21 protein-coding genes are annotated in these 24,428 nt (G+C 30.6%); 2 read left to right on the top strand and 19 right to left on the bottom strand.

Annotation, left to right across the window (positions count from 1 at the left end; genetic code table 11):
• Positions 1-68: 68 nt before the first annotated feature.
• On the bottom strand, positions 69-395 hold the full coding sequence (locus L1S46_RS26290) for an aldehyde dehydrogenase family protein (protein WP_275298962.1): 327 nt from the start codon (positions 393-395) through the stop codon (positions 69-71).
• Positions 371-844: an aldehyde dehydrogenase family protein gene (locus L1S46_RS26285; RefSeq protein ID WP_275298961.1), complete on the bottom strand. Its 474-nt coding sequence runs from the start codon at positions 842-844 to the stop codon at positions 371-373. Before L1S46_RS26285 ends, L1S46_RS26290 begins: the two co-directional genes overlap by 25 nt.
• Before the next feature lie 96 nt (positions 845-940).
• On the opposite strand from L1S46_RS26285, the gene L1S46_RS05270 reads away from it, so the two are divergent.
• Entirely contained in the window at positions 941-1,351 is a 411-nt protein-coding gene (locus L1S46_RS05270; RefSeq protein WP_065417164.1) for a MerR family transcriptional regulator, read from the top strand.
• 109 nt (positions 1,352-1,460) lie between these two features.
• Here the strand turns inward: L1S46_RS05270 and L1S46_RS05265 are convergent, their stop codons facing one another.
• Positions 1,461-2,045 carry a nitroreductase gene (locus tag L1S46_RS05265; protein ID WP_023976558.1) on the bottom strand — a complete coding sequence of 195 codons (585 nt, stop codon included), beginning with the start codon at positions 2,043-2,045 and terminating at the stop codon, positions 1,461-1,463.
• A 153-nt stretch (positions 2,046-2,198) separates the two neighbouring features.
• The gene (locus L1S46_RS05260; protein WP_238899416.1) at positions 2,199-3,650 is read right to left on the bottom strand and encodes an MFS transporter; all 1,452 of its coding nucleotides are present in this window, start codon (positions 3,648-3,650) and stop codon (positions 2,199-2,201) included.
• A 184-nt stretch (positions 3,651-3,834) separates the two neighbouring features.
• On the opposite strand from L1S46_RS05260, the gene L1S46_RS05255 reads away from it, so the two are divergent.
• Positions 3,835-4,707 (top strand): LysR family transcriptional regulator, encoded by an 873-nt coding sequence (locus tag L1S46_RS05255; RefSeq protein ID WP_238899415.1) that lies wholly within the window; start codon positions 3,835-3,837, stop codon positions 4,705-4,707.
• Between the two features lie 106 nt (positions 4,708-4,813).
• Here L1S46_RS05255 and L1S46_RS05250 read toward each other — a convergent pair whose 3' ends face one another.
• From L1S46_RS05250 to L1S46_RS05180, 15 genes are all read right to left on the bottom strand, one after another.
• Entirely contained in the window at positions 4,814-5,596 is a 783-nt protein-coding gene (locus tag L1S46_RS05250; protein ID WP_238899414.1) for a phage replisome organizer N-terminal domain-containing protein, read from the bottom strand.
• A gap of 169 nt (positions 5,597-5,765) precedes the next feature.
• Positions 5,766-6,563 carry a polysaccharide deacetylase family protein gene (locus L1S46_RS05245; protein WP_017209455.1) on the bottom strand — a complete coding sequence of 266 codons (798 nt, stop codon included), beginning with the start codon at positions 6,561-6,563 and terminating at the stop codon, positions 5,766-5,768.
• Between the two features lie 384 nt (positions 6,564-6,947).
• Positions 6,948-7,214, bottom strand: coding sequence for a DUF6171 family protein (locus L1S46_RS05240; RefSeq protein WP_236895552.1), 267 nt, complete (start codon positions 7,212-7,214; stop codon positions 6,948-6,950).
• Between the two features lie 4 nt (positions 7,215-7,218).
• Positions 7,219-8,697, bottom strand: coding sequence for an alpha-N-arabinofuranosidase (locus tag L1S46_RS05235; RefSeq protein ID WP_106884459.1), 1,479 nt, complete (start codon positions 8,695-8,697; stop codon positions 7,219-7,221).
• Between the two features lie 92 nt (positions 8,698-8,789).
• Positions 8,790-9,644, bottom strand: coding sequence for a carbohydrate ABC transporter permease (locus L1S46_RS05230; protein ID WP_105411944.1), 855 nt, complete (start codon positions 9,642-9,644; stop codon positions 8,790-8,792).
• 24 nt (positions 9,645-9,668) lie between these two features.
• Positions 9,669-10,538, bottom strand: a complete 870-nt coding sequence (locus L1S46_RS05225; protein WP_105412519.1) for a sugar ABC transporter permease — start codon at positions 10,536-10,538, stop codon at positions 9,669-9,671.
• Positions 10,539-10,613: 75 nt separating this feature from the next.
• A complete protein-coding gene (locus L1S46_RS05220) occupies positions 10,614-11,915 on the bottom strand; it encodes an extracellular solute-binding protein (protein ID WP_077830202.1) in 1,302 nt (433 codons plus the stop codon).
• Positions 11,916-12,024: 109 nt separating this feature from the next.
• On the bottom strand, positions 12,025-13,635 hold the full coding sequence (locus L1S46_RS05215; RefSeq protein ID WP_077830203.1) for a response regulator: 1,611 nt from the start codon (positions 13,633-13,635) through the stop codon (positions 12,025-12,027).
• Between the two features lie 2 nt (positions 13,636-13,637).
• Positions 13,638-15,446 carry a sensor histidine kinase gene (locus L1S46_RS05210; RefSeq protein WP_077830204.1) on the bottom strand — a complete coding sequence of 603 codons (1,809 nt, stop codon included), beginning with the start codon at positions 15,444-15,446 and terminating at the stop codon, positions 13,638-13,640.
• Between the two features lie 465 nt (positions 15,447-15,911).
• Positions 15,912-18,188 carry a glycoside hydrolase family 2 TIM barrel-domain containing protein gene (locus tag L1S46_RS05205; protein ID WP_238899419.1) on the bottom strand — a complete coding sequence of 759 codons (2,277 nt, stop codon included), beginning with the start codon at positions 18,186-18,188 and terminating at the stop codon, positions 15,912-15,914.
• Positions 18,189-18,270: 82 nt separating this feature from the next.
• Entirely contained in the window at positions 18,271-19,539 is a 1,269-nt protein-coding gene (locus L1S46_RS05200) for a PTS transporter subunit EIIC (RefSeq protein WP_236895554.1), read from the bottom strand.
• A gap of 42 nt (positions 19,540-19,581) precedes the next feature.
• Entirely contained in the window at positions 19,582-19,887 is a 306-nt protein-coding gene (locus tag L1S46_RS05195) for a PTS sugar transporter subunit IIB (protein ID WP_017209445.1), read from the bottom strand.
• An 89-nt stretch (positions 19,888-19,976) separates the two neighbouring features.
• Positions 19,977-20,294 (bottom strand): PTS lactose/cellobiose transporter subunit IIA, encoded by a 318-nt coding sequence (locus tag L1S46_RS05190; protein ID WP_041894219.1) that lies wholly within the window; start codon positions 20,292-20,294, stop codon positions 19,977-19,979.
• 198 nt (positions 20,295-20,492) lie between these two features.
• The gene (locus L1S46_RS05185; RefSeq protein ID WP_236895556.1) at positions 20,493-23,192 is read right to left on the bottom strand and encodes a sigma-54-dependent transcriptional regulator; all 2,700 of its coding nucleotides are present in this window, start codon (positions 23,190-23,192) and stop codon (positions 20,493-20,495) included.
• A gap of 327 nt (positions 23,193-23,519) precedes the next feature.
• Positions 23,520-24,407, bottom strand: a complete 888-nt coding sequence (locus L1S46_RS05180; protein ID WP_077830208.1) for a bifunctional helix-turn-helix transcriptional regulator/GNAT family N-acetyltransferase — start codon at positions 24,405-24,407, stop codon at positions 23,520-23,522.
• Positions 24,408-24,428 lie beyond the last annotated feature (21 nt).

Below are 24,428 nucleotides of genomic sequence, written 5' to 3'. Positions count from 1 at the left end.
TAACATGGTTAAATCATTAGTTTATGCTAGAAATTACTATTCATAAGTTTAATTCTTGAATTGGATATCTATATATTTGGTGATTTTCCTCCCAATTCAAGAATTACTCTTTTCATCGTATCAACAGCACCATGATGAATAATCTTAGCAGTTTTAGTAGAGCCAGTAAAAGAAATCATTGCAACATCTGGATTACGAGTTAATTCAGCACCGACCGAACTTCCTAGGCCATTAACTATATTAATTACACCTGATGGTATTCCTGCTTCATGGAAACATTCAGCCAAAATTTGAGTTTGGATAGCGCAAAATTCACTAGGTTTTATAACTACTGTGCATCCTGCTGAAATAGCTGTAGCTACTTTTATAGCTATCTGGAATTGTTTGCGTTCCAAGGGGTAATCAAAGCAATTACTCCTACAGGTTCAAGGACAACCTTGGCTTTACCAATATACTTAGTGAACTCAAACTCTTCCATCACTTCCTTAGCCCAAAGAAAACTATTAGCAGTAAGTTGAGTTCTGCCTGCTGCCGCCTTAACTGCCGCACCATATTCTTCTACGCATGCTTGAGTTAACTCATCAGCCCTCGAGATTACAGCATCATATAACCTTTTAAGCATATCACTTCGCTCTTCTAATGTAGTTTTGGAGAATGTTTTAAATGCTTCTTTAGCAGCTGCAATAGCCTTTTGTGTATCAACCTCATTTCCTAAGATTACACGTCCAATTATTTCTTTTGTTGAAGGATTTATAATATCCATTGATTCTGTTCCATTAGGTTTTATAAATTCTCCATTAATGTAAATTTTGTCAATTACTTTAATCTTTTCATTATTCTTCATTCCATTGCCTCCAAATTGAATTTCATATTTCTATATGCTATAATCACTTTAATACATTCAAGTAACTTTAAGTCAAGAAATTTTAGGAGATTTTTTATGGAAAATTTTATTTATGGATCCGACCCCAAATATACAATTAATGAAGTTTCTAAAATAACTAAACTATCTAAACCTACTATTCGTTATTATGAAGATATCGGATTACTCCAAGGAATAGCTCGAGATAAGAATAATATTCGTTTATTTTCTGATGATCAAATTATGCGATTACGAATGATTCAATGTATGCGAAGTACAGGAATGGGAATTGATCTAATTCGCCATTATATTGGTCTTTCTAATGAAGATAAAATAGGACTTAAAGAACGTTATTCCATTGTTTTAGAACAAGAGGAAATACTTTTAGCAAAAAAAGAAGAGATTGAAAGACAATTGGCTTTCATTGAACATAAAAAACATACTCTAAAGGCAAAGCATAATAATAATAAATCACCCACTAAAATCTAAACTTTAGATTTTAGTGGGTAGTATGAAGTTAATATAAAGTTTAAATCACTAAACCAACTATTAATTGATTTGATGATATTTTATAAGTCAATATAACTATAATTCCCTATTATCTTATAATTGTCACTGTATTTTCCTTCAATATTTTTTTCTCTGGTTTAATACCATCTATATAGCCAATACAAATAGACCCGCAAACCTTATGTTTTTCTGAAATTCCTAAGCGTGTAAGTAACTTTCTTACATTTTCATCATTGTCAAACCATGTTAATTGATTTATCCAACATGCTCCAAGTTCCAAGTAATTTGCTGCTAAAAGCATATTTTCTATAGCACAAGCACTATCTGCCATTGCATTACTATAGTTAGACTCATTCGATACTATAATCAATGTTGGAGCATTGTAATAAAAATTGTAGTCATCTTTCTTCGATGCAACTTTACCTGCTTTTTTACTTTTATAGGTATTTTCATCAACTTCAAGCTTTTCAAAAGCTTCTTTAATATATCCATTTAACTCTAGAAGAATTTCTTTATTTTGAACTACAGTAAATTGCCATGTTTGAGAGTTACCTCCACTTGGTGCATGTTTTGCTGAATCTAAGATTGTGAATAGTTCCTCATCTTTTATTTGTTCCTCTTTGTATTTTCTTATACTTCTTCTTGATTTTATATTTTCAATTACATTTTCCATATTAATCCTCCTTTTTAATAATTATATTCTAAGTCTAATTCAAATAAAATGCTAATCTTGGATATTAGAAAAGCGATTAAAACCTTGCAATCACTTTTCTTTGCCTATTTAATGATATCTAAAGATATAAATTACTAAATAATGTGCCATAACCTATGCCATATCAACTCTTTCTTTAATATTCTCTCCTCTTTTAGAATATAAAAGAAATAAACTTAACCCTAGTGCAACTACAAAGAAAATTGTAAAAAATCTGAAACTGGAATCTATAGACTTAACTAAATTTCCACTCATATTTACATTAGAAAAGCTTCCTAAACCTATAATTGCCTTAGAGACTACATCCGCAGGTATAATAACTTCTATTGTTAATATGGCTAATGTCTGACTTAATGCTTTACCAACATTCATTATAGTATAATGCATCCCTGATGCTGAACCAGATTGTTCTTTAGGCACTGCTGACAATACAGTTTTCGCTAACGACGGCCAAGCTAAGCCATTTGCTATTGATAATAATATTAGTGGTGTAACTATAGCTTTAACTGATAGCTCTCCCCCAAGATTTCCAAGAAAGAATATCCCTATAATAAGAAATACAATGCCAAATGTAAGAGTCTTTAATGATCCGATATTATCTACAAGTTTACCTGCAAATGGACCTAATATAAGCTGTGGTACAGATAGTGAAATCATCAATAGCCCTGACATAGTTGGACTTAAATGTAATGCACTTTGCAAATATATACTCAACAATAAAGGTAATGAAAAATATGCAATACAATAAAATAATGTAATTACAAGTCCAATTGAATAATTTCTGTACAAGAGCAGCTTGAAATTAAATAATGGATTTTCTACGCGTAATTCTGTGATTATAAATGCAACCCATAATAAAATTGTAACTATACATAGCCCTAAAGTTTTATATGATACCCCTCCTAATGATTGTCCTTCTGAAAGTACTATCATCGTTAATATTAAACCTAAGCTAAATGTTAATATCCCAATCCAGTCATTTTTTTGATTAATATTAGGTTTAGTCTCTTCCATTACTAAAAATGCTCCAATTATGCAAAGAAGTACAAAAGGTACTGTAATAAAGAATATTGATCTCCAACCAAAGCTGCTAATTAAAGCACCACCAGCTACTGGTCCAATTATTGCTCCAATAACCCATGAAGTAGCATTAATACTCAAGGCTAGCCCAAGCTCATTACTATGAAAAGTCTTAATTATAGTTGGAGTTGCAGTTGCCATAGCTAATGCTGCTCCACCGCCTTGAATTAGCCTATATAAATTTAAAGTCAATCCTGAGTCTGCAATTCCACAAAGTATTGTACCAACTGCAAAAATTATAAGTCCTAACACGAAAATACGCTTTGTTCCAACTGTATCTGCCCATTTTCCAGCAGGTAATATTAAAACTGTACTTGCAATAATGTAACCAGTAATTATCCACAATCCTGTAGTTACTGAAATATTTAATCCTTCCATCATATTAGGTAAACCTATTATTACAATAGTGGAATCTAAATTTGTAATAAATGAAACTAATGTAACAACAAGTAGAATGCTCCATTTGTGTGATTTAGAATTTGTCATATAATCTCCTTATTCATAAATGGAATAATTTTTCGAGTGTAGATAACCCCTTATATGGTTAATCCCATCGAAGCCATTTAATTTTGTTTTCTATACATAGTTTACAAGAGATTATATATCATGTAAAATGATTATATAAGATATCAAGATTCACTTTTAGTGATTTATATATTGGAGTGATAAAATGGAAAGTAGTGAATTAAGAATTTTCAGAGCTGTTGCTCAAGCAGGCAGCATAACAAAGGCTGCGCAAGCTCTGGGATATGTTCAATCTAATGTTACAGCTAGAATTCAGCAATTAGAATCCGATTTAAATACACAACTCTTTTATAGACAGCGAGGTATGATTTTAACTCCTACAGGTGAGAAATTACTAGCTTATGCCGAAAAAATCATTTATTTACTGGATGAAGCTGATAAAGCCTTAAATGATTGTTGCGATCCTTCAGGAAGTTTATCAATTGGTGCTGTTCACACAGTATCTGCAATACGTCTTCCTGAAATCTTATCTCAGTATCATAAAGCTTACCCTAAAGTTGATCTATCTCTTATAACAAGTCAATCAGATGAACTTATTTATAAAATAAAACACTTCCAGTTAGATGGAGCTTTTGTCAAATCTCAGTCCTTTAGTGATGAGAATATCGTAAGTGAACTTGTAGTCGAAGAAACCTTAGTTCTAATATCAAGTCCTAAATATGATAATATAGAAGATCTATATTCAAAACCATTTTTGATGAGTACAGCAGGATGTCCTAATAGAACACAACTTGAAAACTGGCTCAAATCCAAAAGCATTCATAATATTCGATATATGGAATTTAATAATTTAACTTCTATTATTGAAGGCGTTATTGCTGATCTTGGTGCATCATTTGTACCAAAGTCCACTATTGAAGATTATGAAGAGAAAGGACTTCTAAAATCATTCTCAGTGCCCGATAAATATAATACTACAAAAACATTTTTTATAAGGAGGAAAGATTCTTTAATGACTAACTCACTTTCAAAATTCATTGAAATGACCGATCTAAATACACCATATAAAAGAACTTAAAATATTAGCTAAATTCCCCTATGAAAAATCAAAATTTCGTGGGGAATAGTTATGACTCCAACCCTTGCACGTAAATCAAATATTAAGTCGTATTTTTCTTTTTGAGCTAAAAAGAAAACTCACTAAATACACTTTCGCCTTTACCTAAAGGCTTCCTATCCCCTTCATAAAAACCAAATTCATCATCATTTTCCTCATCGGTAACCTCAATATCCGTATTTTTCTTTATATCTTTCTTCGGCTTCTTATTTTTATTCATCACTAAAGATACAGGTATATTTTCTTTCGGTACACCATTAATTTTTCCTGTGTCTATTATGTTCTTATTATCACTTATTCCTGCATTTTCAATTTCTATATTATTCTTAGTATCAACGGTATTCTCTATATCACCCGCATTGTTATCTTTCCGCTGTTGCTTTTCAATAATTTCATTGCCAAGCTCTTCTTCAACATCATGATTTTGATCATAAATCTTCTCAACAATTTTAGTCTCTTTTCCTTTCAAATCACTCTCTTTTGGTTTTATTTTTTCTTTATTCTCATCACTATCCTTTGTTTTTACTTTAATATTTTGATGCTTTGCAAAATTCTTTACTTTATAAACATCTTCTTCGACAACTTCAACCATTTCTAAATCTATAAATGTATCTAATGCCAATTTTACTTGACTTTCATCCCTATTAAATTCTATAGCTAAAGTCTTTAATGTATATGGAATGCTTTTTGACATATATAAGTTGCCATCTAGATTAACTCTCCCAGCTAAAATTACAATTCTGGTCCAGATATAATAAATAACATCTCTTTCTGGCATTCTATCTATTATTTTAAATTTTGTATCATCATACATATCAACTCTAAATCTTACATATCTTCTCTCTTTCATCTTAATTGCTCCTCCTAAAAATTTTTATTTTTCTATTCTTTTCAATTAAGATATATGTCCCAATTAATAAAATAACAGAATCTTTATAAATTTTTTTCTAAAACTTTTTCAAAACTAAAATACCCACGAAAATCTAAAATTTAGATTTTCGTGGGTTTCACTGCTGATTTTATAATCTTATTGTTTCTCCCCCCATAACTTTTACAGCCTTATCATCTACACTAATCCATACTGTTATTGCAGTAGGGTTATACACAATATCTCCCTTTGCAGAGAATTCAAGTTTCTTTAACGCCTTAATATATCTCATTACCTCGATATTAGTTGCAAACCAAATTTCTTTATTTTTTGAAACTAACTCACAAAAGTTCTCAATTAAATTCCAATTATTATTTCTCTCAAATTCAAAACTATGTCCCCAAACGTACATTAGCTTTAACTTTCCCTTGAATTCATAATCTGAGAACTTTTGACCAATTTCCATAAGATTATCATCATGATGACAGGTTGCATTCCAAGCCAAGAAATCTTCTGGAATATAGAAATCATGATGTGAAACTACAGTTCTTGAATACTGAATTCCAAGACTCTCAAGAGTTTTCATCAGCTTTCCATTAAAAGCTCCATAAGGATAAGACATCCCTTTTATAGGATAGCCAACTAAAGACTCTAAGCATTTCCTGTCTTCAACTATTTCTTCTATAATAGCTTCAACAGGTATCCAGTCTAAAAAGGGATGAGTTTTTGCATGCACTGAAACCTCATGACCTTTGTAAAGTTCTGCGACTTCCGCTTTAGTAATGAAATTTTCTTTATCTAAGATTCCGGAGTTTAAATGAAACGTACCTTTTATTCCATATTTATTAAATATGCTTACTAATTTTCTATCAAAAATTTGGCCATCATCATAACTCATGGTTAATGCTTTTGTTTTTCCTTCTGGAAATAAATCAAAATTAATATTCATAACTTTCACCTCAAATTTTATATATAGATATCCAAATTTAAAACCACATTTATGTGATACCTTACCGAAATCATAAATATTTTGATTCCGAAAAGCTATGAAAATATCGCTGAAGGTTCTAAGCCGCAGGTTGCACCCACTTTAGCATGCTCCAACTTTCAGTTTGACAAGCTAAAATGGAACAACCTACAGCTAAGAACCTTTAACAGCTCATTTTCAAATGTTTTCTTCACAAATATATTTATGATTTCTAGTGAAGATATAAACTTAAAATTTCAACAACTTTATAAATCTTAAAATGGATACCTATAGATACCCCAACTAAGACCCGAACTTATGCATATAACTCGCCGAATAAGGATTATGCTGTTGGAATATATAGTACTATTTCCACAGAGATTTTTTAGGATGTGGACAATCTTTATCCTGCTGTAAGGCTCTAATCTGCACAATACATCCACATTGTGTGCAGGTTGTGTTATACTCTAAATATTTACAACTTCCACATTGCTGAAGCCTTTTGTTATATATTCCTTCAGGTACTATATTAAAATTTCTGCTATTAATAATGCTAAGTACCATTGCTTTTATGTCCTCTGATGCAACCCTAACGCTTGCAGAGCATCCTTTACAACTATCTATATAGGACATATAATTACCCAAGTTCCAATGTAACTAATGACATAGCAGGAAGCACTGCTGTAAGTTTGCCTTCAGCTATACTAGCACCATCAAATGATTTCAAGGATACTTTTTCTGGATCTTCAAATGTATTATGCGCATTCATTGCTTCTGCAGTAAGTATAGTTCCTGTTACCTTAGCCATTGCTTTTCCTCTAAGTTCACACTGAATATCAACAGACTCTGCAGGACTTAAATTACATAAAGATATATGAAGCTTGCCATCCTTATCCATTGAAGCAGTGGCACTTACCTGTGGTATCTTATCATCACCACAATTATAATTAGGTGATTCAATATTTAAGTCAATTAATTCAGCATCCTGATGAACTTTATACATATTAAAAGCATGATAAGTTGGAGTTAATATCATCTCAGAACCTTCTGTGAGTATAACAGCTTGAAGTACATTTATTGTCTGAGCTATATTTGTCATCTGAACTCTATCACAATGCTTATGGAAAATGTTAAAATTTACTCCAGCAACTAAGGCATCCCTTATTGTATTTTGTTGATACAAGAATCCTGGATTTGTTCCTGGTTCAACATCGAACCAAGTTCCCCATTCATCCACTATTAAAGCAACTCTCTTATCTGGGTCATACTTATCCATAATTGTTGAATGCCTTGTAATAAGTTCCTCCATCTTCATTGATTTTTTCATAGTAATAAACCATTCTTCTTCGCTAAATTCTGTAGCAGAGCCTTTACCTAACCAGAAATCTCCTGGTACTGTGTAATAATGCAAGCTCATTCCATCCATAAATTTACCTGCTTCTCTCATAAGAACTTCAGTCCATTTATAATCATCATCATTAGGGCCACAAGCTATCTTAAATATTTTATTATCTCCAAAGTTTCTTACATAGCTTGAATATCTTCTATATAAATCAGCATAATATTCTGGACGCATATTACCACCACAGCCCCAGTTTTCATTTCCGACACCAAAGTATGTAAGCTTCCAAGGTTCCTTATTACCATTTTCTGCTCTTAAATTTGACATTGGTGATTCTCCATCAAAAGTCATGTACTCAATCCATTCTCTCATCTCTTGAACAGTTCCGCTTCCTACATTTCCACAAATATATGGTTCTGCTCCTAAAAGCTCACAAAGTTCAAAAAATTCATGTGTACCAAAATGATTATTTTCTGTAACCCCTCCCCAATGTACATTTACCATCTTAGGTCTTGATTCAGGATCACCTATACCATCTTTCCAATGATACTCATCAGCAAAACATCCTCCCGGCCATCTTAAAACTGGAAGCTTTAACTCTCTTAAAGCTTCCACTACATCTTTTCTTATTCCATTTATATTAAGTATTTCTGAATCTTTTCCCACCCAAAAACCACCATAGATGCACCTTCCTAAATGTTCAGCAAAATTACCATAAATATTCTTATTTATTTTTCCTTTTTTAATATCTGTATTAATAATTATCTTTGACATCTTACACCTCTCAAAATTGATTTTAGTACATAAAAGATACTAAGAAACTACTAAATTATTATTTTGATTATGCCTTATATATGCTATTTATATTATTCCTTTACCGCACCTGCTGTAAGGCTCTTTTGTACCTGATCACTTAAAAGTATATATATAAGTATTGTTGGTATTGTTGCTATAACAAGACCTGCGCCTATATCTCCCCATTTTGTTACATAATTGCCTACCATGGACATAATACCTACAGTAAGTGTTTTAAATTCGGCTTTATTTATAAAGGTTACCGCAAACATCAACTCATTCCATGAAGATAGGTATGTGAATATAGCTACAGTAGCCATAGCTGGTCTTATAATAGGGATAATTATAGAAAAGAATATTCTAAAAATACCACATCCATCTATTACTGCTGCTTCCTCCAATTCCTTTGGAATACCTCTTATAAATGCTGCTAATATAATGACTGCCATTGGAATAGCGAAAGCTGTATAAGGTATAATTAAAGCCCAATATGAATTTAGCATTTTTAAATTCTTAAGAACCATAAATAATGGTAATAATGCTGCATGTATCGGCACCATCATTCCTATTAAAATTATTATCAATGTAGGTTTACTCAATTTCCATTTCATACGACTGATTGCATAAGCTGTCATAGAAGATAATAAAAGTACTAAAACTATAGTAATTACTGTGACAATCACACTGTTAAAGAAATATTTCATAACATTGGCCTGTTTGATAGCACTTTCATAGTTTTCAATACGCCAAACATGTGGAAGACCAGCAATGTTGCCACCAAATATCTCCCCATTATCTTTAAATGAGAATAATACTAACCATATAAGCGGATATATCTGTATTATTGCAACAATAATAAGAAATATTTGTATAGGTATTTTACCTATTCCAAGCCTAATAATCGAAGAATTTTCACGTATCTTCATATTGAATCACATCCTTCCACTTTTCTATTCTATTTTAATAAGTCTGTCTAGAATTACTGTAAGTATTAAACACTCTATTATAATAAATACTGACATTGCACTTCCATAACCGTATTTATAATTATCAAAAATAGTAGTATACATCAAGGTACTTGGAACTTCAGTTGAGAAGAATGGACCACCATTAGTTAATACATAAATTAAATCGAATACCTTTAATGCACCAATTAATGAGAAAGTCATACAAACTTTTAAAATAGGCTTCAAAAGAGGAATAGTTATATATAATGCAGTTTTTACTGGAGAAGCTCCATCTATCTTAGCTGCTTCACTAATATCTGAAGGAATCGATTTTGCTCCCGCATACATAATTAACATATGATAACCCACGTATTGCCAGAGTATAGGAATAAAACAGCTTATAAGAGCTGTATCTTCTTTTCCTACCCAGTCATGTGCTAATTGGCTTTGCCCAATAGCTCTAAGTATTGTATTAAGTAATCCATAATCAGCATTATATATTTTTATCCATAGCTGTCCAATTACAACAGTAGAAATAATTACAGGTATAAAATACACTGTACGGTAGAACTTTTCAAATCTAACTCCTGATGCTAAAATTAGCGCTAAAAGAAGAGATATTGGTAATTGAATTACTATGGAAACAACTGCAAATAACAATGAATTCTTAACCGAATGTAAAAACCTCATATCCATAAACATATTTTTATAATTCTCTAATCCAATAAATGTTCCAGTTCCTACACCACCCCAGTCAAACATACTATATTTTACTGATAAAATAATTGGAATAAATATAATTGCAGACATTATGATTAAGGTAGGAAGAACAAATATACAAATTATTTTCTTGTTTGATAAAATAGAATTTATGATAATCACCTCTTCAATAAAGACTGTGGTAAAATCCTTTGTTTCACCACAGACTCAGTATTATACTAACTCTTTTTATTTTTCTCCTTCTACTTTAGACATCTTATTGCAGAATTCTTCTGGAGTAATCTTCTTTCCTAAAAGTTCTGCAATCAGATTTTTATGTGTCTCTGAAGAATCTGCAGGAAGTATATTATCCCACCAGTTAATAAATGATGTACCTGTTGCCATTAATTCTGCTGATTTCTTTGTTAAATCAGAAACTGTAGATGTATCTAATCCTTTTGTATCCCAGCATGGCAGACCGGCATTTGCTAAGTAACCTTCTTTACCTATTTTTTCACTTAAATAGATTAAGAATTGAGCTGCCTCTTTAGGATGTTTTGTATTTGCATTCACATAGAAACCATCTACACCGCCCCCATAAAATTCTGTTGCCTTACCTGCACCATCTTTAAATAAAGGAAATGGAACTGCTACAGTTTTTCCACTGCTAGCTGCTGACTTATCTTCTATTGGTGAATTCACCCAGTTTGCTTGGAACATCATAGCAGAATTGCCTCCTGTGAAAGCACCTAACATTTCATCGTAACTCATACTAAACATATTATCGTTAAAGGCTCCAGCATCAGCCATTTCTTGAATCTTTTTTGCAGCTTCTACAAATTCAGGAGAATTAAATTTTGATGGATCTTTTAGAGCCGCCGTTGCTGCATCATTTCCTGCCTGACGCATAGCAAAAATGTCAAACCAATACATTCCAGGCCATCTATCCTTTTCACCTAATGCTATTGGAGTAATATTGGCTGAACGTAATTTCTTTACAGCATCAAGCAATTCATCATATGTGGTAGGTATCTTAGCTCCTGCCTTATCAAATAACTCCTTATTACAATATAAGCTTGCTATAAATGAATACATTGGCAAACTATATGTCTTACCATCAACTACACAACCATTTATAGTACCTTTAACCAACTTGTCCTTAACATCTTGAGTTAAATATTCATCAAGGGCTAACATATTCCCTGATTGTATATATGGTTTAACAAAACTTCCTCCATACATATACTCTATATCTGGTCCCTCATTTGCTGCTATAGCTGTTTTAATCTTTGTCTTATATTGTTCTCCTGTAACTCCATCTTCTTCAACAATTATGTCCGGATGTTCTTTGTTCCACTGTTCAACAGCATCTTTTAATAGCTTTGAAGTCGGATCAGTATCTCCAACAGATTGATGCCACATGGCCAATTTAATTGTCCCATTCCCTCCGTCAGAACTATTTACACTTTTTGAACTTGAACATGCAGTGAAAGAAAATGCCATTGCACTAACAAGTGTAGCAGTTATTATTTTTACAACATGCCTTTTCATTAAATATCCCCCTTATACGTACTTTTTATTTCTCTTATATTTTAAGAGTATGTGATATTGTTTACAATTCAATATCTGTACATAAACATTCAAAAAAACAACATTCTATTTATACCTTTTTGCACTTTTTAAAATCATTAATGCAAATACCTGTATGTTTCTTAAATAAAATGCTTAGATAATGCGAATCGCTTATTCCTACTCTTTCGCTAATCTGCGTTCCATTTAAATTAGTTTCCAATAAGAGCTTTTGAACTTTCTTAATTCTTATAGAAGTTAGATATTCAATAAAAGTCTGAGAAGTTTGCTGTTTAAATAAGCGTCCCAAATGCCCTGGACTTATGAAAAATTCTTTTGCAACACTTGATAGTGACAGCTCCTGATTGTTAATATTATTATTCAAATATTCCTTTACATCTTCAATAAATGTATTTGCTTTTACATCATTTGATTTTTGCATTAAACCAGTAATGTTTTCTACACATTCTTTCATGCACTGTTTTAGCTCTGGCAGATTATCAGCATTTAAAATCAATCCATTTATTTTTTCATGGCTTTTCCAGATGTCTACAAGATTAATTTTCTGCTCACTAGCAATACGCTGGCAAACAAATAACACATCTAATGCTTCTGATCTCATTTTTTCCATGGCCTCTAGGTAATCAATAGCTGAAGTAGTAAAGATCTGCTCTAAAATTTCTAAAGCATTCTTCTTTGCTCCTGCATTAATAAATAAATTTAATCTCTTCATCTTATCCTCATCCCTGTTAAAGAGAATATTTTCACCTACATGTATATCAGCATAACTAGTAACCTGATTCTTCCCTACAATTACCTTGTAATTCACCGCTTCCATGGCTTCTTTATAAGAAAATCTGATATTTTGAATTTCTCCTTTTTTCATACCAACTCCAAAACTAACCGAACACTCTAACCTATCTAAAATCTTCTTCTTTAATAATTCACAACTTTCTATTAAATCTGTCTTCTTGTTATTTAATAATATAGAAATCCTTCTTCCGTTATCAAAGAATACAAAAACATACTTATCTTCGCTAAAAAAATTCTGTATGATATTGAAGCACTGCATAGATATCAAAATTTTATTTTCTTCTTTTTTCTCATTCTTTATAGAATTATTTACTTCCATCAAAGCTATCTGAAATATATCACAGTTAGGATTTATATTTATCTTAAAATAATTGCATTTACTTATAATCTCTTCAAAAGTTAGCTGCTCCAATAAAAGTTCATTTAAAAACTTTTCTCTTAAAATTGGTAAGCTTTCTTCGACCTGCTTTTTCAATTGATTATATTCTATTTCACGATTTCTTTCTGAGCCTATTATATTTCTAAGCTTGCTTAAGGTCTGCATAAGCTCAGATGAGTTTATAGGTTTTAAAATAAAGTCAGATATTCCAAGTTTAATACTGCTTCTTGCATATTCAAAATCATCGTAACCCGTAACAATGATAATTTTAATATATGGATATTTTTCTACTATACGTCTGCTAAGTTCAATTCCATCCATAGCAGGCATACATATATCAGTAAATATAATGTCCGGTTTTAATTTATCTACCAATTCCAAGGCTTGCTCCGCATTTCCTGCTTCTCCTACCATCTCCATATTTACTTCTTCCCAATTAACCTTCATCCTTATAAGATTCCTTATTAAGTATTCATCATCCACAATAATAACCTTTAATATATCCTTCATTTTTAATCCTCCTTATCTTCGATATTTATATACAATAAAATTTTTGTACCTTCTCCCAGCTTGCTTTCAATTTTAAAAGCATCATCCTCACCATAAAAAATCTTTATTCTTTCAAGAGTCCCTCTAAGTCCAAAGCTTTCCTTAATACTCTTATTGTTAATGTTCATAATATCATCTATTTGTTCCTCGCTCATTCCAGCGCCATCATCTTCTACAGATAAAATAACAATACCATCATCCATGTGCGCACTAATTTTTATAGTACCACTTTTTCCATTTTCTCTAATTCCGTGATATAGTGCATTTTCAGCAAGTGGTTGCAATATAAGCTTTGGAATCTTATACTCCAGGCAGCTTGCCTCAAGGAAATATTCTACTTCAAATAAATCTGGATATCTTATCTTTTGAATTTTTAGATAATTTTTGACCATTTCTATTTCTTCTCCAATAGTTATAATTTCCTTTCCCTTACTTACGCTTGTCCTATAATAATTTCCTAAAGCCTCTACTAATTCGCTAACCTCTCTATTGCACCCTGAAAGAGCTAATGAATTAATTGAATCTAAAGTATTATATAAAAAATGTGGCTTAATCTGTGCTTGGAACGTATATAATTCTGCTTTTCTTATCATTTTTTGTTCCTGTATGACCCTTGCGATGAGTTTTTTTATTTCTGCTATCATTATATTGTAACCTCTGCAAAGTTTTTTCAATTCATAGCCATGAGCCTTAATCTGTACTTCATTGAATACACCTTTCTCTATATCTTTCATGGAGTTTAGCAAATATTTAATAGGTGTAGTAACAATTCTTGATATACCAACGGAACAAACAAATAGGATAATACCATTAAATAATATGATTACAAAACCAATAAATATCATAGTCATGTTCTCTTTATACAGTTGAGCAAAAGGTATCACGCTAACAAATTTCCAATTATAATCATTCTTAGAGCTATAAGTTATCAAATATTCTGTTTTATCTATTTTTTTCATTTTATAACCTATATCATTCCCTACAAATTCATCTCCTGCCCGCATCATTTCATCATCTACATCTATGCCACCATGTACATTTTCTTTGTCCTCATTTACATTCTTTAATGATGTGATTTTTTGATTTTCTTCATCTAATACTGCTATATTGGTTTCAACATCATTCGATATATTATCAAAAACCTGTTTAAATGATTTTTGTGGAATATTTATTACTAAAACACCTAATTTATCTACATTATCCATATCTCTAACTAATCGTATCAAAGAAACGTAGTTATCTTTATTATTTTCAAAATTAACGCCTCCTCCGTTGAGTTCTAGTATAAAGCCTCCTTTCTTTTCCATTACACGGTTATACCATTTTGCATTAATAATATTTTGAGCTGGAATGCTTGGCAATACATCTGCACCTACAGAATAGATATTATTAGAATTATCTAAAATATAGACTGAACTTACATAAGGTACTGATTGAATAAATTTGTATAAGTACGAGCTTACTTTAGCCTGAGTATTTAAATCCTCATACATACTCCCTTGTCGTAAAAGTTTCTGTAAATCACTATTTGACAAAACCATTTTAGATAGACTATCCGCATTATTAATCATCAAATTAATATTTGTCTGTATAGAATTTAATGTCTGAACAGAAACTTCACTGACTTTTTTTTGAGTAATATTTAAATATATTTTTTCATAGAATAAGCTACTTACAGCAGTTGAAGCTACAATAAGCGCGAAATAAAACAAGGCTATTATTACCCCAACTTTACTATTAGATAATTTTTTATTTAGTTTTTTGAGCCACATTGTTAGATTCCTCCCATGAATTCAAAATAATAACAAACTTATGAAATCGTTTTTTTAGACTTTTAACTAATAAATACATCATTAACCAAATAAATCACAAGGCTAATTATTCTAAATTATATCATATGAATACAACAAATTTTAGAATTACTTATAAATAATGTAATTTAATGAATCAATTATCTTACTGCAATCTTACAAATTCCAAAACTTCTTAAAATCGCTGATAAGCTTAAGCTGTACATATGATTATATTTAGTTTGGTGATTTCAAGATAGGCATAATCATTAATAAAAAATTCAACTTTAGCCTCGTATTTTTAAACATTAATAATTTTTAGAAATAACTAAAAAACACGAAAATCTAATTTTTAGATTTTCGTGTTTTTATGGGAACGTTCAGCATAGCTTCCATCTGAAATTTTTAGAAGTGCTTCATTTTGTTTATCTCCTTTATTTATTAATCTTATTTCTTAGGTATAATATTCAATTCCGTATTAATAACAGTTAACAGTTCTTTTGGTATGTTAAATCTTGATCTCTTGGACATACTATCAATAGTCATTAATCCCATCATTACTTTAAACTGCTGACTTTCAGCTATATCTCCAAAATATTTAATAAATATAGCTTTTGCCTCTTTATTCTTATAAAGTTCTTCAATTGTATCAAAGGTTGAATAATATCCCTCTTTAATTGCTACTTCTTGTACATTTGATAAATCAAATTTTTGGAACCAGTTAGTAACATGTGTTTGTTCTTCTGGTTTTTTAAGTACATAGCTTTCATCTGCCTCTTTAACATGCTTTAAAATCATTTCATCAATATAAGTATTTCTAGCTTCATCAAAAGCTTCTACCTTAATTTTATTTTCCCCTAAAGTCAGCTTAACTGATTCAAATTTTTTCATTGGTTCACTACTATTAATTTCACTTACAAATTCATTATTAACATAAAGTTTAATATGCTTAACATTTGAGAGCACCACTATATCATTCATTTCCTCATGCCTATTTACAAATCTTTCGCCAGCTAATTTAACAAATTTCTCCTTTGACCAATATGCCTTACATAAGTAAAAGGAATCTTTTTTAAGCTTTCTATCTATAGTCACTAAGCCTTTTTGATTTCTTCCCTTTTCTCCACCTTCATTTCTAATTTCACTACCAAAATCAAACATAGCCCATACATAACCACCTAAAACAAATGGTCTTTCATTAAAAGTTTTAAGGGCATTATTTTGGAACAACAACTGATATTCTTCTGTATAATCTTTTACTGTTGGATTATAGGAATGAAGTTTTGGATTAGTGTCAACTCCATATTCTGTAACCATCACTGGTATATTAGGTCTTGCTTTATGAAAGTCATCTAATCTTGTTCTTAAATCTTGCATTTCCTTGTAGTACCAACCATAATATAGATTATAACCTACAAAATCAGTCAACTCATTTAATGCACTTTCATTAGCTACAGAATGAATATTGGCCTGTGCAATAAATCTGCTTGAGTCTAACTCTTTAGCCATAACTGCAAGTTCTTTTACCATTTCATATATTTTTTCATTTTCTATTGCTATAGTAATTTCATTTTGAACTCCCCAGCAATAAATTGAACTATGATTATATGCTTGCTTTATTAATCTTTCCAATTGCTCTTTTGCGTTTGTATTTTCTTTATCTGAAGTAGTTGGAACACTTATAAATGGAATTTCTGCCCAAACTAATATCCCTTCACGGTCACAAAGTCTGTAAAAATAATCATTATGTTGATAGTGTGAAAGTCTTATTGTATTAGCGCCTATTTCTTTAATAATTGACATATCTAAATCCATATGTTCTTTTGTTAATGCATTACCTATTCCTGCAAAATCCTGATGACGGCTTACACCATTAAACTTAATGGCTTTTCCATTTAAGAAAACACCTTTATCTGGAGTAATCTCAATTGTTCTAAAACCAATATCTATGCTTCTTTTATCACATATTACACCTTTAGAGTATAATTCAGCTTCAAATTTATAAAGATAAGGATTTTCTATCCCTTGCCATAGCTCAGGGTTATTTATTTCTTCTACTAATTCAAATTCTGCTTCTTTTAAAACCTCAACCTCAATTGTTTTATTAAATACTATATTCTCTTCTTTATCTAATAATTTAAATTCAACTTTAGAAGTTTTACCTTCTGTTAGTTCATCAGTAATTTTTCCATTTATTTTTAGTTCAAACTTATCTTCTCCAATACCCTTTTGAGTTAAATATATGCCATCTCTACTATTGTCCAATAAGTCAAAGTGAAGAGCCTCAGCAATTATAAGTTTGACTTCTCGGTATATACCTCCATAAAATGAGAAATCAGCCATAAGAGGATAAACATCATCATGACGACTATTATCCACAATAATTGAAATAAGGTTTTCTCCACATTTCAAAAAAGAAGTAAGATGAACCCTAAACATTGAAAATCCACATTTACTTTCTCCTGCTAATTCTCCATTAACATATACTTCAGCTACAAGACTTGCTGCTCCTATTTCTAAAAATATAAACTTATTTAATTCTTCCTCTGTTATATTTAATTTTCTTTGATAGCAGCATTCTCCTTTGAACATACCATCCCCACTTTGTCCATCCACAGCATTAAAACAATGTGGTAAGTTTACATTTTCACCTTTATCTATTTCTTTTTCTATATAAACCTCGCTATTTTCTTTTGTAAATAACCATTTATCATTTAAAGACATTGTTTTCAAAATATTCTCCTCCTTATGAATAATATTAAAATTGCAAATTCAACCACCACTAAAAAAGTGGTGGTTATAAATGTTATTGATTTTCTGAACTTTGTTCTAATTCATAAGCTTCTTTATCTGCTTTTCTAAAGAATGGATACCACACTAAAGTTGACAAAGCTACAAGTGCGACTTGTAACGCAGCTATCTTCCAGCTTCCTTCTACAAAACCAGTAATTACTATTGGTATTCCACTCATACCTGATATTCCCGCAACTCTTGGAACTATTCCTGCTGCTGTTAGAAAATAAGCAATAGCTAAGTTAATTGCATTCATAGATAGGAATGGAACTACAAACTTAAAGTTAAATACTAAAGGTGTACCAAAAACTAATGGTTCACTAATTCCAAATAGGGCTGGTATTGTTGTTAGCTTTCCTAAAGTTTTATATTGTTTACTTTTAGCTGCAAATAACATAAGTAGTGTGAATCCAATAGCACTAGCAGTCATTGTATATGTGCTTGCAAACGCTCTGCCTGTTATGTTAGGAAGGGCTTCTCCTGCTGAATATGCTGCTAATTGTGCAGCATCCATTGCTGTAAGTATTGGAAGCACAACTGAATAAATAACCAATGTTCCATGAATACCAAAGAACCATAATACTTGTGCAAATGTCCATAAAATTATCATTGAAACAATATTTCCACCAACCCCTTGTAATGGAGTTTGAACAAAGTTATATATAAATTGGTGCATAGTTTTAAATGGAGTTGCAGCAAAAAGAGCTGCCACAATTATAAATATGATAATAGATACAAAACCAGGTATCAAGCTACTAAAACTACTTGATACAACAGGCGGTACAGTTGAAGGCATCTTAATAGTGATCCCTTTTTGCTTAATATAAATGTATACTCTAGTTGATACTATAGCAATAATCATAGCTGAAAATATACCAGGTGCCCCTAACCAATACATAGAGAGTGTAGTACCTACCTTATCTGTAGTAAACGGCGTTACTATGAAAAAACAAACCAAAGCTAATAGCGATGGCACTGTGCCATCTTCTTTATACTGTTTTGCATAACTACCTGCTATAGTCACCCCAAAAACTACAGCTAAAAAGTTTGTTGAAAACATTATAGCTACATTTAAGGCATATGCAATTCCTGTTGCTGCAATAAAACTTTTCCATGCTGGTATTGGTACATTTAAAAACAATGCAGCAAATGCACCAAAAAGTGTAATAGGCATTGCAACCATCATTCCCCCTGAAATACCATTAGCTAATTTACTCTTTTGAATTTTATTTAATATTGGGGATATTTTCTTAGATATAGCTTTTGCATCAAAATTAGACATAATAATTCCTCCTCAATAAATATTTATCCTAACTTTTCTCAATTAATCTAATAATGCAAGTGCATCCTTTAAAACTTTTTCTCCATTAAGAGTTCCGTAATCCATCATATCTATTACTGCTACTTTAATTCCCTTTGGTTCATATTGTTCCTTCATTTCATCTGCCATATATTCAATTTGAGGCCCTAAAAGTAAAACTTCTGTTGGCTCCTCATATTCTTCAAATTTTGATTCTGACATAGCAACAATCTTTGCTTCTATTCCTTGTTTTTTTGCACTTTCTTGCATTCTGGCCATTAATATACTTGTTGACATACCTGCCGCACAAACTAAAGTTATATATCTCATTTCTTATTCCTCCTAAAAACTTATTATTGATTTAATTCATATTTCTATCTTGTTTCATATAAATAAACTGAATTTATTTTTTCTAATAATTACTTTCTAAATTCCTCATACATAGAGATCATTTCTTTAGCTAAATCTCTTACTGTCATAGCATTCATTAAATGATCTTGAGCATGCACCATAAGTAAACTTAGTCCTACTTCTTCTCCAGCTGCTTCTTTTTGAATTAAGCTAGTTTGAAAATTATGAGCTTTATTTAAGGCTTCGTTAGCTTCCTTTATTTTTTCCTTTGCAAATTCTATCTCACCTTTTCTTGCTGCTTTAATAGCTTCCATGGATTTACTTCTTGCATGTCCTCCATTAACTACTAATTCCATAACTACTTGATCCATTGATAATATATCCATTTCTTCACCTTCTATTTTAATTATTTGATTTGCATCTCAGTAATATATATAGCAATCTTCATGCCAACCTAAAGAATTAATACAAAATATTTATTAATTTCTTTAAACCTTGTATTTTAGCCTTCTTAACTTAATAAAAAAAGATCTTCAAAAAGTATTTATGTGCTTTACTTTTTGAAAACCTTTTAAAGCACATTATCAATGTGCTTTATTTTTTCTACTTTTCATTGTAAATAGATTCATAAGATAGCATATTTCATCATCTGAAATATAAATTGTGTACTTAGTATTTAATCTTGAACATTCCGTTTTTATTATTCTATACAATTCCGAATTTTCTTTTATGCATGAATCTATGTTGTTATATGCATCTATGACTTCATCACTACATAATCTATCTATCATTACTGCCATATGAAGAGTTATTCCTATAATTGCATTAGAAGTTAATTTTATATTTAGCAATTTAGTAACTGTTGTAGTAAACCTTTTTATATCATTAAGAACCGCTTTACCTTCAATGTTCTTTAATTGATGTTCTAAGGTTTCTTCCATCTTTACATAAACTTTTTCTCTATTTATTAAATCCTGTATATTTTCTATGCAATTACCTTCAATGATATCTTCCAAATTATATTGTATATAATCACTTTCAAGTTCAAAAGGACTAACTAAACAAATTATTTCATATTTATTAGATAATTTATCTAATCGGCTATATATACTTTCTTTTCCTATAAAATTAACAGGAACAATTTCTAGAAAATCATTTTCAAACTTTAGATTTCTTTCTAGTAATACCTTCATGGCTTTGGCACTGCCTTCACCAGTAGTACATACAGTTATGATTGCTAATTTTCTTTCTTCAGGTGATTCTGGAATATAATCTAATACATTATTATCGTATAAATTATTTACCTCCAGGGTATCCCTATATATTTCATCTAAAGTATATCCAATTATAGCTTTTCTAGTAGCTTCAATGCAATGTAAAGTGCTTACCAAGGGAATCGTCCTTGTTTTTATTTTAAATTCTACTTCTATTTCTTTGCCAAAGGTAACCAAGGATCCCATATCAACTAAGAATAAAACATCCGAGGTAATTTTATTTTCTCTAATATACTCCTTAGTTCTTTCTAATATAACTTGTGGTTTTTCCTCTATTGGTGCATTTATTCCTTTTGCATATTGCGTCCCTAAAAGTCCATTTACCGCATTGGCCATGCAAGTAGCTGTTCCTTCTCCATGAGCAATAACTATTACATTTACATTATCACGTTTATTTTTTATCCTTTCACTATTGTAAATTAAAAACATAGTTAAAAATCCTGCTTCATCAATAGGAACTTCTCTGTCTATTGCTTCTTCTATTATCTTTAAAGCTTCTAGTGCAATATTAAATTCTTTACTATATTCTTTTCTTATTTTATTTAGCTTTGGATTTTCAATTTTTTTGTTTCTTTTAATTCGATCTATGGAATTACTTATATGAACTGCTAAGCCATAGTATATCTGCTTATCAAGTTCTCTTTTTAATTCTGTTTCACAAAAGTTTACAACTTTTTGTATTACACTCATAATATATGGTTCAATGATGTTTTCGAAATTTGCAGTATCAGCTTTATTATGGAACTTAATCATATAATTTTTAAAATACTCTTCTATATCACTTTCCATTTCTTCTTCAAATTCTTTACCTTCAATTCCTTTTGCTTTAAGTTCCCTGGTTTTAGCATCTAACATTTCATAAATATTTTGATTTTGCTCATTTTCTTCAAAAATCATTTGCTTTTCATTTTTGTCAAAAACACAATATCTATTATTTATATCAATTAATTTATTCCATAATTGTCTATGCTCGACTTCCTTATATAATCCTTCTCTTATATAAGGTTGCAATTCTAAACTGCTAATCCTTATATCTTCCTTTCTATTTGAAAGAAAATCTGCATAGGCTTTAGCACAAGTTAACTGTATATCAGATTTTAACTGCCCTATATTATTTGGACAATCATAAGATAAAAAAGCTTTTAAGGAATTTACTGATACCTTAATACTCTTTCCTAAGCGTCCAGATTCTTCAATCATGAATTGTTTTATAAGATTAAATCTTTCTTCCATCCCTCTATTTCTCAAAGGTGGTATAGTTATTACCATCGGAATTCTTCTTGTAAAGGTTTGAAGTAAATTCATGTTTGGGTCTTCAGTTGTAGCCGTTATTATAAGAACCTTTGCACTTCTTTCACTATCAGTTTCTCCAAGTCTTCTATATACACCTCTATCCATAAAGGTAAAAAACATTTCCTGTCCCTCTGCTGGTAGTCTATGAACTTCATCTAAAAATAAAATTCCCCCATCAGCTTTTTCTAAAAGACCTTGCTTATCAGAATCAGCACCTGTATATGCACCTTTTTTCACTCCAAATAATTGTCCAAGCAGCAATTGAGGATTATTAGCATAATCAGCACAATTAAATGTTATAAAAGGACTATCTTTAGGTTTTATTTTCATTTCAACTGCATACTTATATATCAATCCAGCAAAAGTTGACTTCCCAACACCTGTTTCTCCAAGGAGTAACATATTCATTCCATTAGGGGGGTATAGTATTGCAGCTTTTGCTTGCTCAATTGCCGTATATAAACTTGGATTAGATTCTGCAAATCTATTTATCATTGACACTTCAGATTTATCAATTTCTTTATCTATAAAAATAAATAGTGTTGGTTTTCCCTTTATCTTTTTTACTTTCCCTTCGCTTACTAACTTATTTAAATCAGTACTGACATTTCCTCTAGTAAGATTTAACTCCTCTGCAATTTCAGTTGCTGAAAACCCTTTCGCATCTGTACTCGTTTTCTCTTTAAGCTTCATAAGAATTAATTCAATCCTCTTCATAAATCACTCCTCTTTCTTATCTCCACTCTTATATAACCTTAAATATTATTTTTTATGCGTACACAATATAAAATTTTAATATTTAAATATTAACACATACTAATATTCTGACTTATACTAAAAGCTATGTTCAGTTAATGATTCTTAAAATTTTCAACAAAAATTGTTGCAAATTATTACTTTAAATTTAAGTATATCATAATAGCATTAGTAAAAAAATATATGCATTCGCCTCTTATTCAGCCTTTAACTTATAAAAACAAGAAAATGCTAAGCATCAATATTTTCAACTAATGCATAGCACTTTCTTTAATTAATATTTTTTCTCTATTTACATCTCTTAATAAAATTACTTTTACTTAATATTATTGGAGTTACAGGTTCACCATAAAAATCTTCTGCCTCTCCAATTACTTTGCATTCGAATTTCATTAACATATTTAGAGTTGCATCTCTTGCTTCAATGTAAATTTCGTCAGTATAAGAATTAAAAATTTCTTTTAATGAAGCTATAGCAAGCTTCTGACCAATTCCCATACCTCTCAATCTTTTATCAACAGCAAATCTTCCCCAATGCCATTTATCCTTTTCTTTCCATGCTGATACTACTCCAATAATATCTTCTCCTACTCTTGCACACCACCAAATTGGTTTTAAATACTCACTCACTGGAACCAATTCTGCTGGAATGCTTTGCTCATTAGTAAATACTTCTGTTGCTAATTCAATTGCTTCTTTTATATAATTTTCAGAAATTCTTTCTATTAATATTCTAGAATCATTCTTCTTGAGATTGTTTTTTAATGCAAGAACGCGAAATAATCTAAATGCTCCCACAATATTTTCTGTATCCTCACTATCGCCTAAATTTAAAATTTCATTAATAAATTTATTTGCTTCATGGTCTCCACTATTTATAGCCTCAATACCTAATGGAAGAATACAAGTATCTTTCATTCTTTTATCAGCTTCTGATTTCTTCAGCTCCAAATAATTTTTAGCCTCCAAATTATTAAGTATCCTGCTTAACGAAGCCTTATCAATACCTAAATTTATTAGCAATTCATTAAAAGGAGTTTTTCCATTTTGTTTTATGTAATTTAATATATGAGCTTGAGCCAGTGTTAATTCAGAATTTAGGCAATTGTGATTAAGCAGCCCTAATTCTCTCACAATTAATCTTACCTCTTTTCTAATTATCTCTTCGTTTCTCATATTCGCCTCCAAATTAATTGA

It is taken from the genome of Clostridium sp. YIM B02500 (assembly GCF_022324665.1).
Taxonomy (GTDB): Bacteria; Bacillota; Clostridia; order Clostridiales; family Clostridiaceae; genus Clostridium; species Clostridium beijerinckii.
Note: the sequence above shows the minus strand (reverse complement) of the source record. Positions and strands in the feature narration are given on the sequence as shown.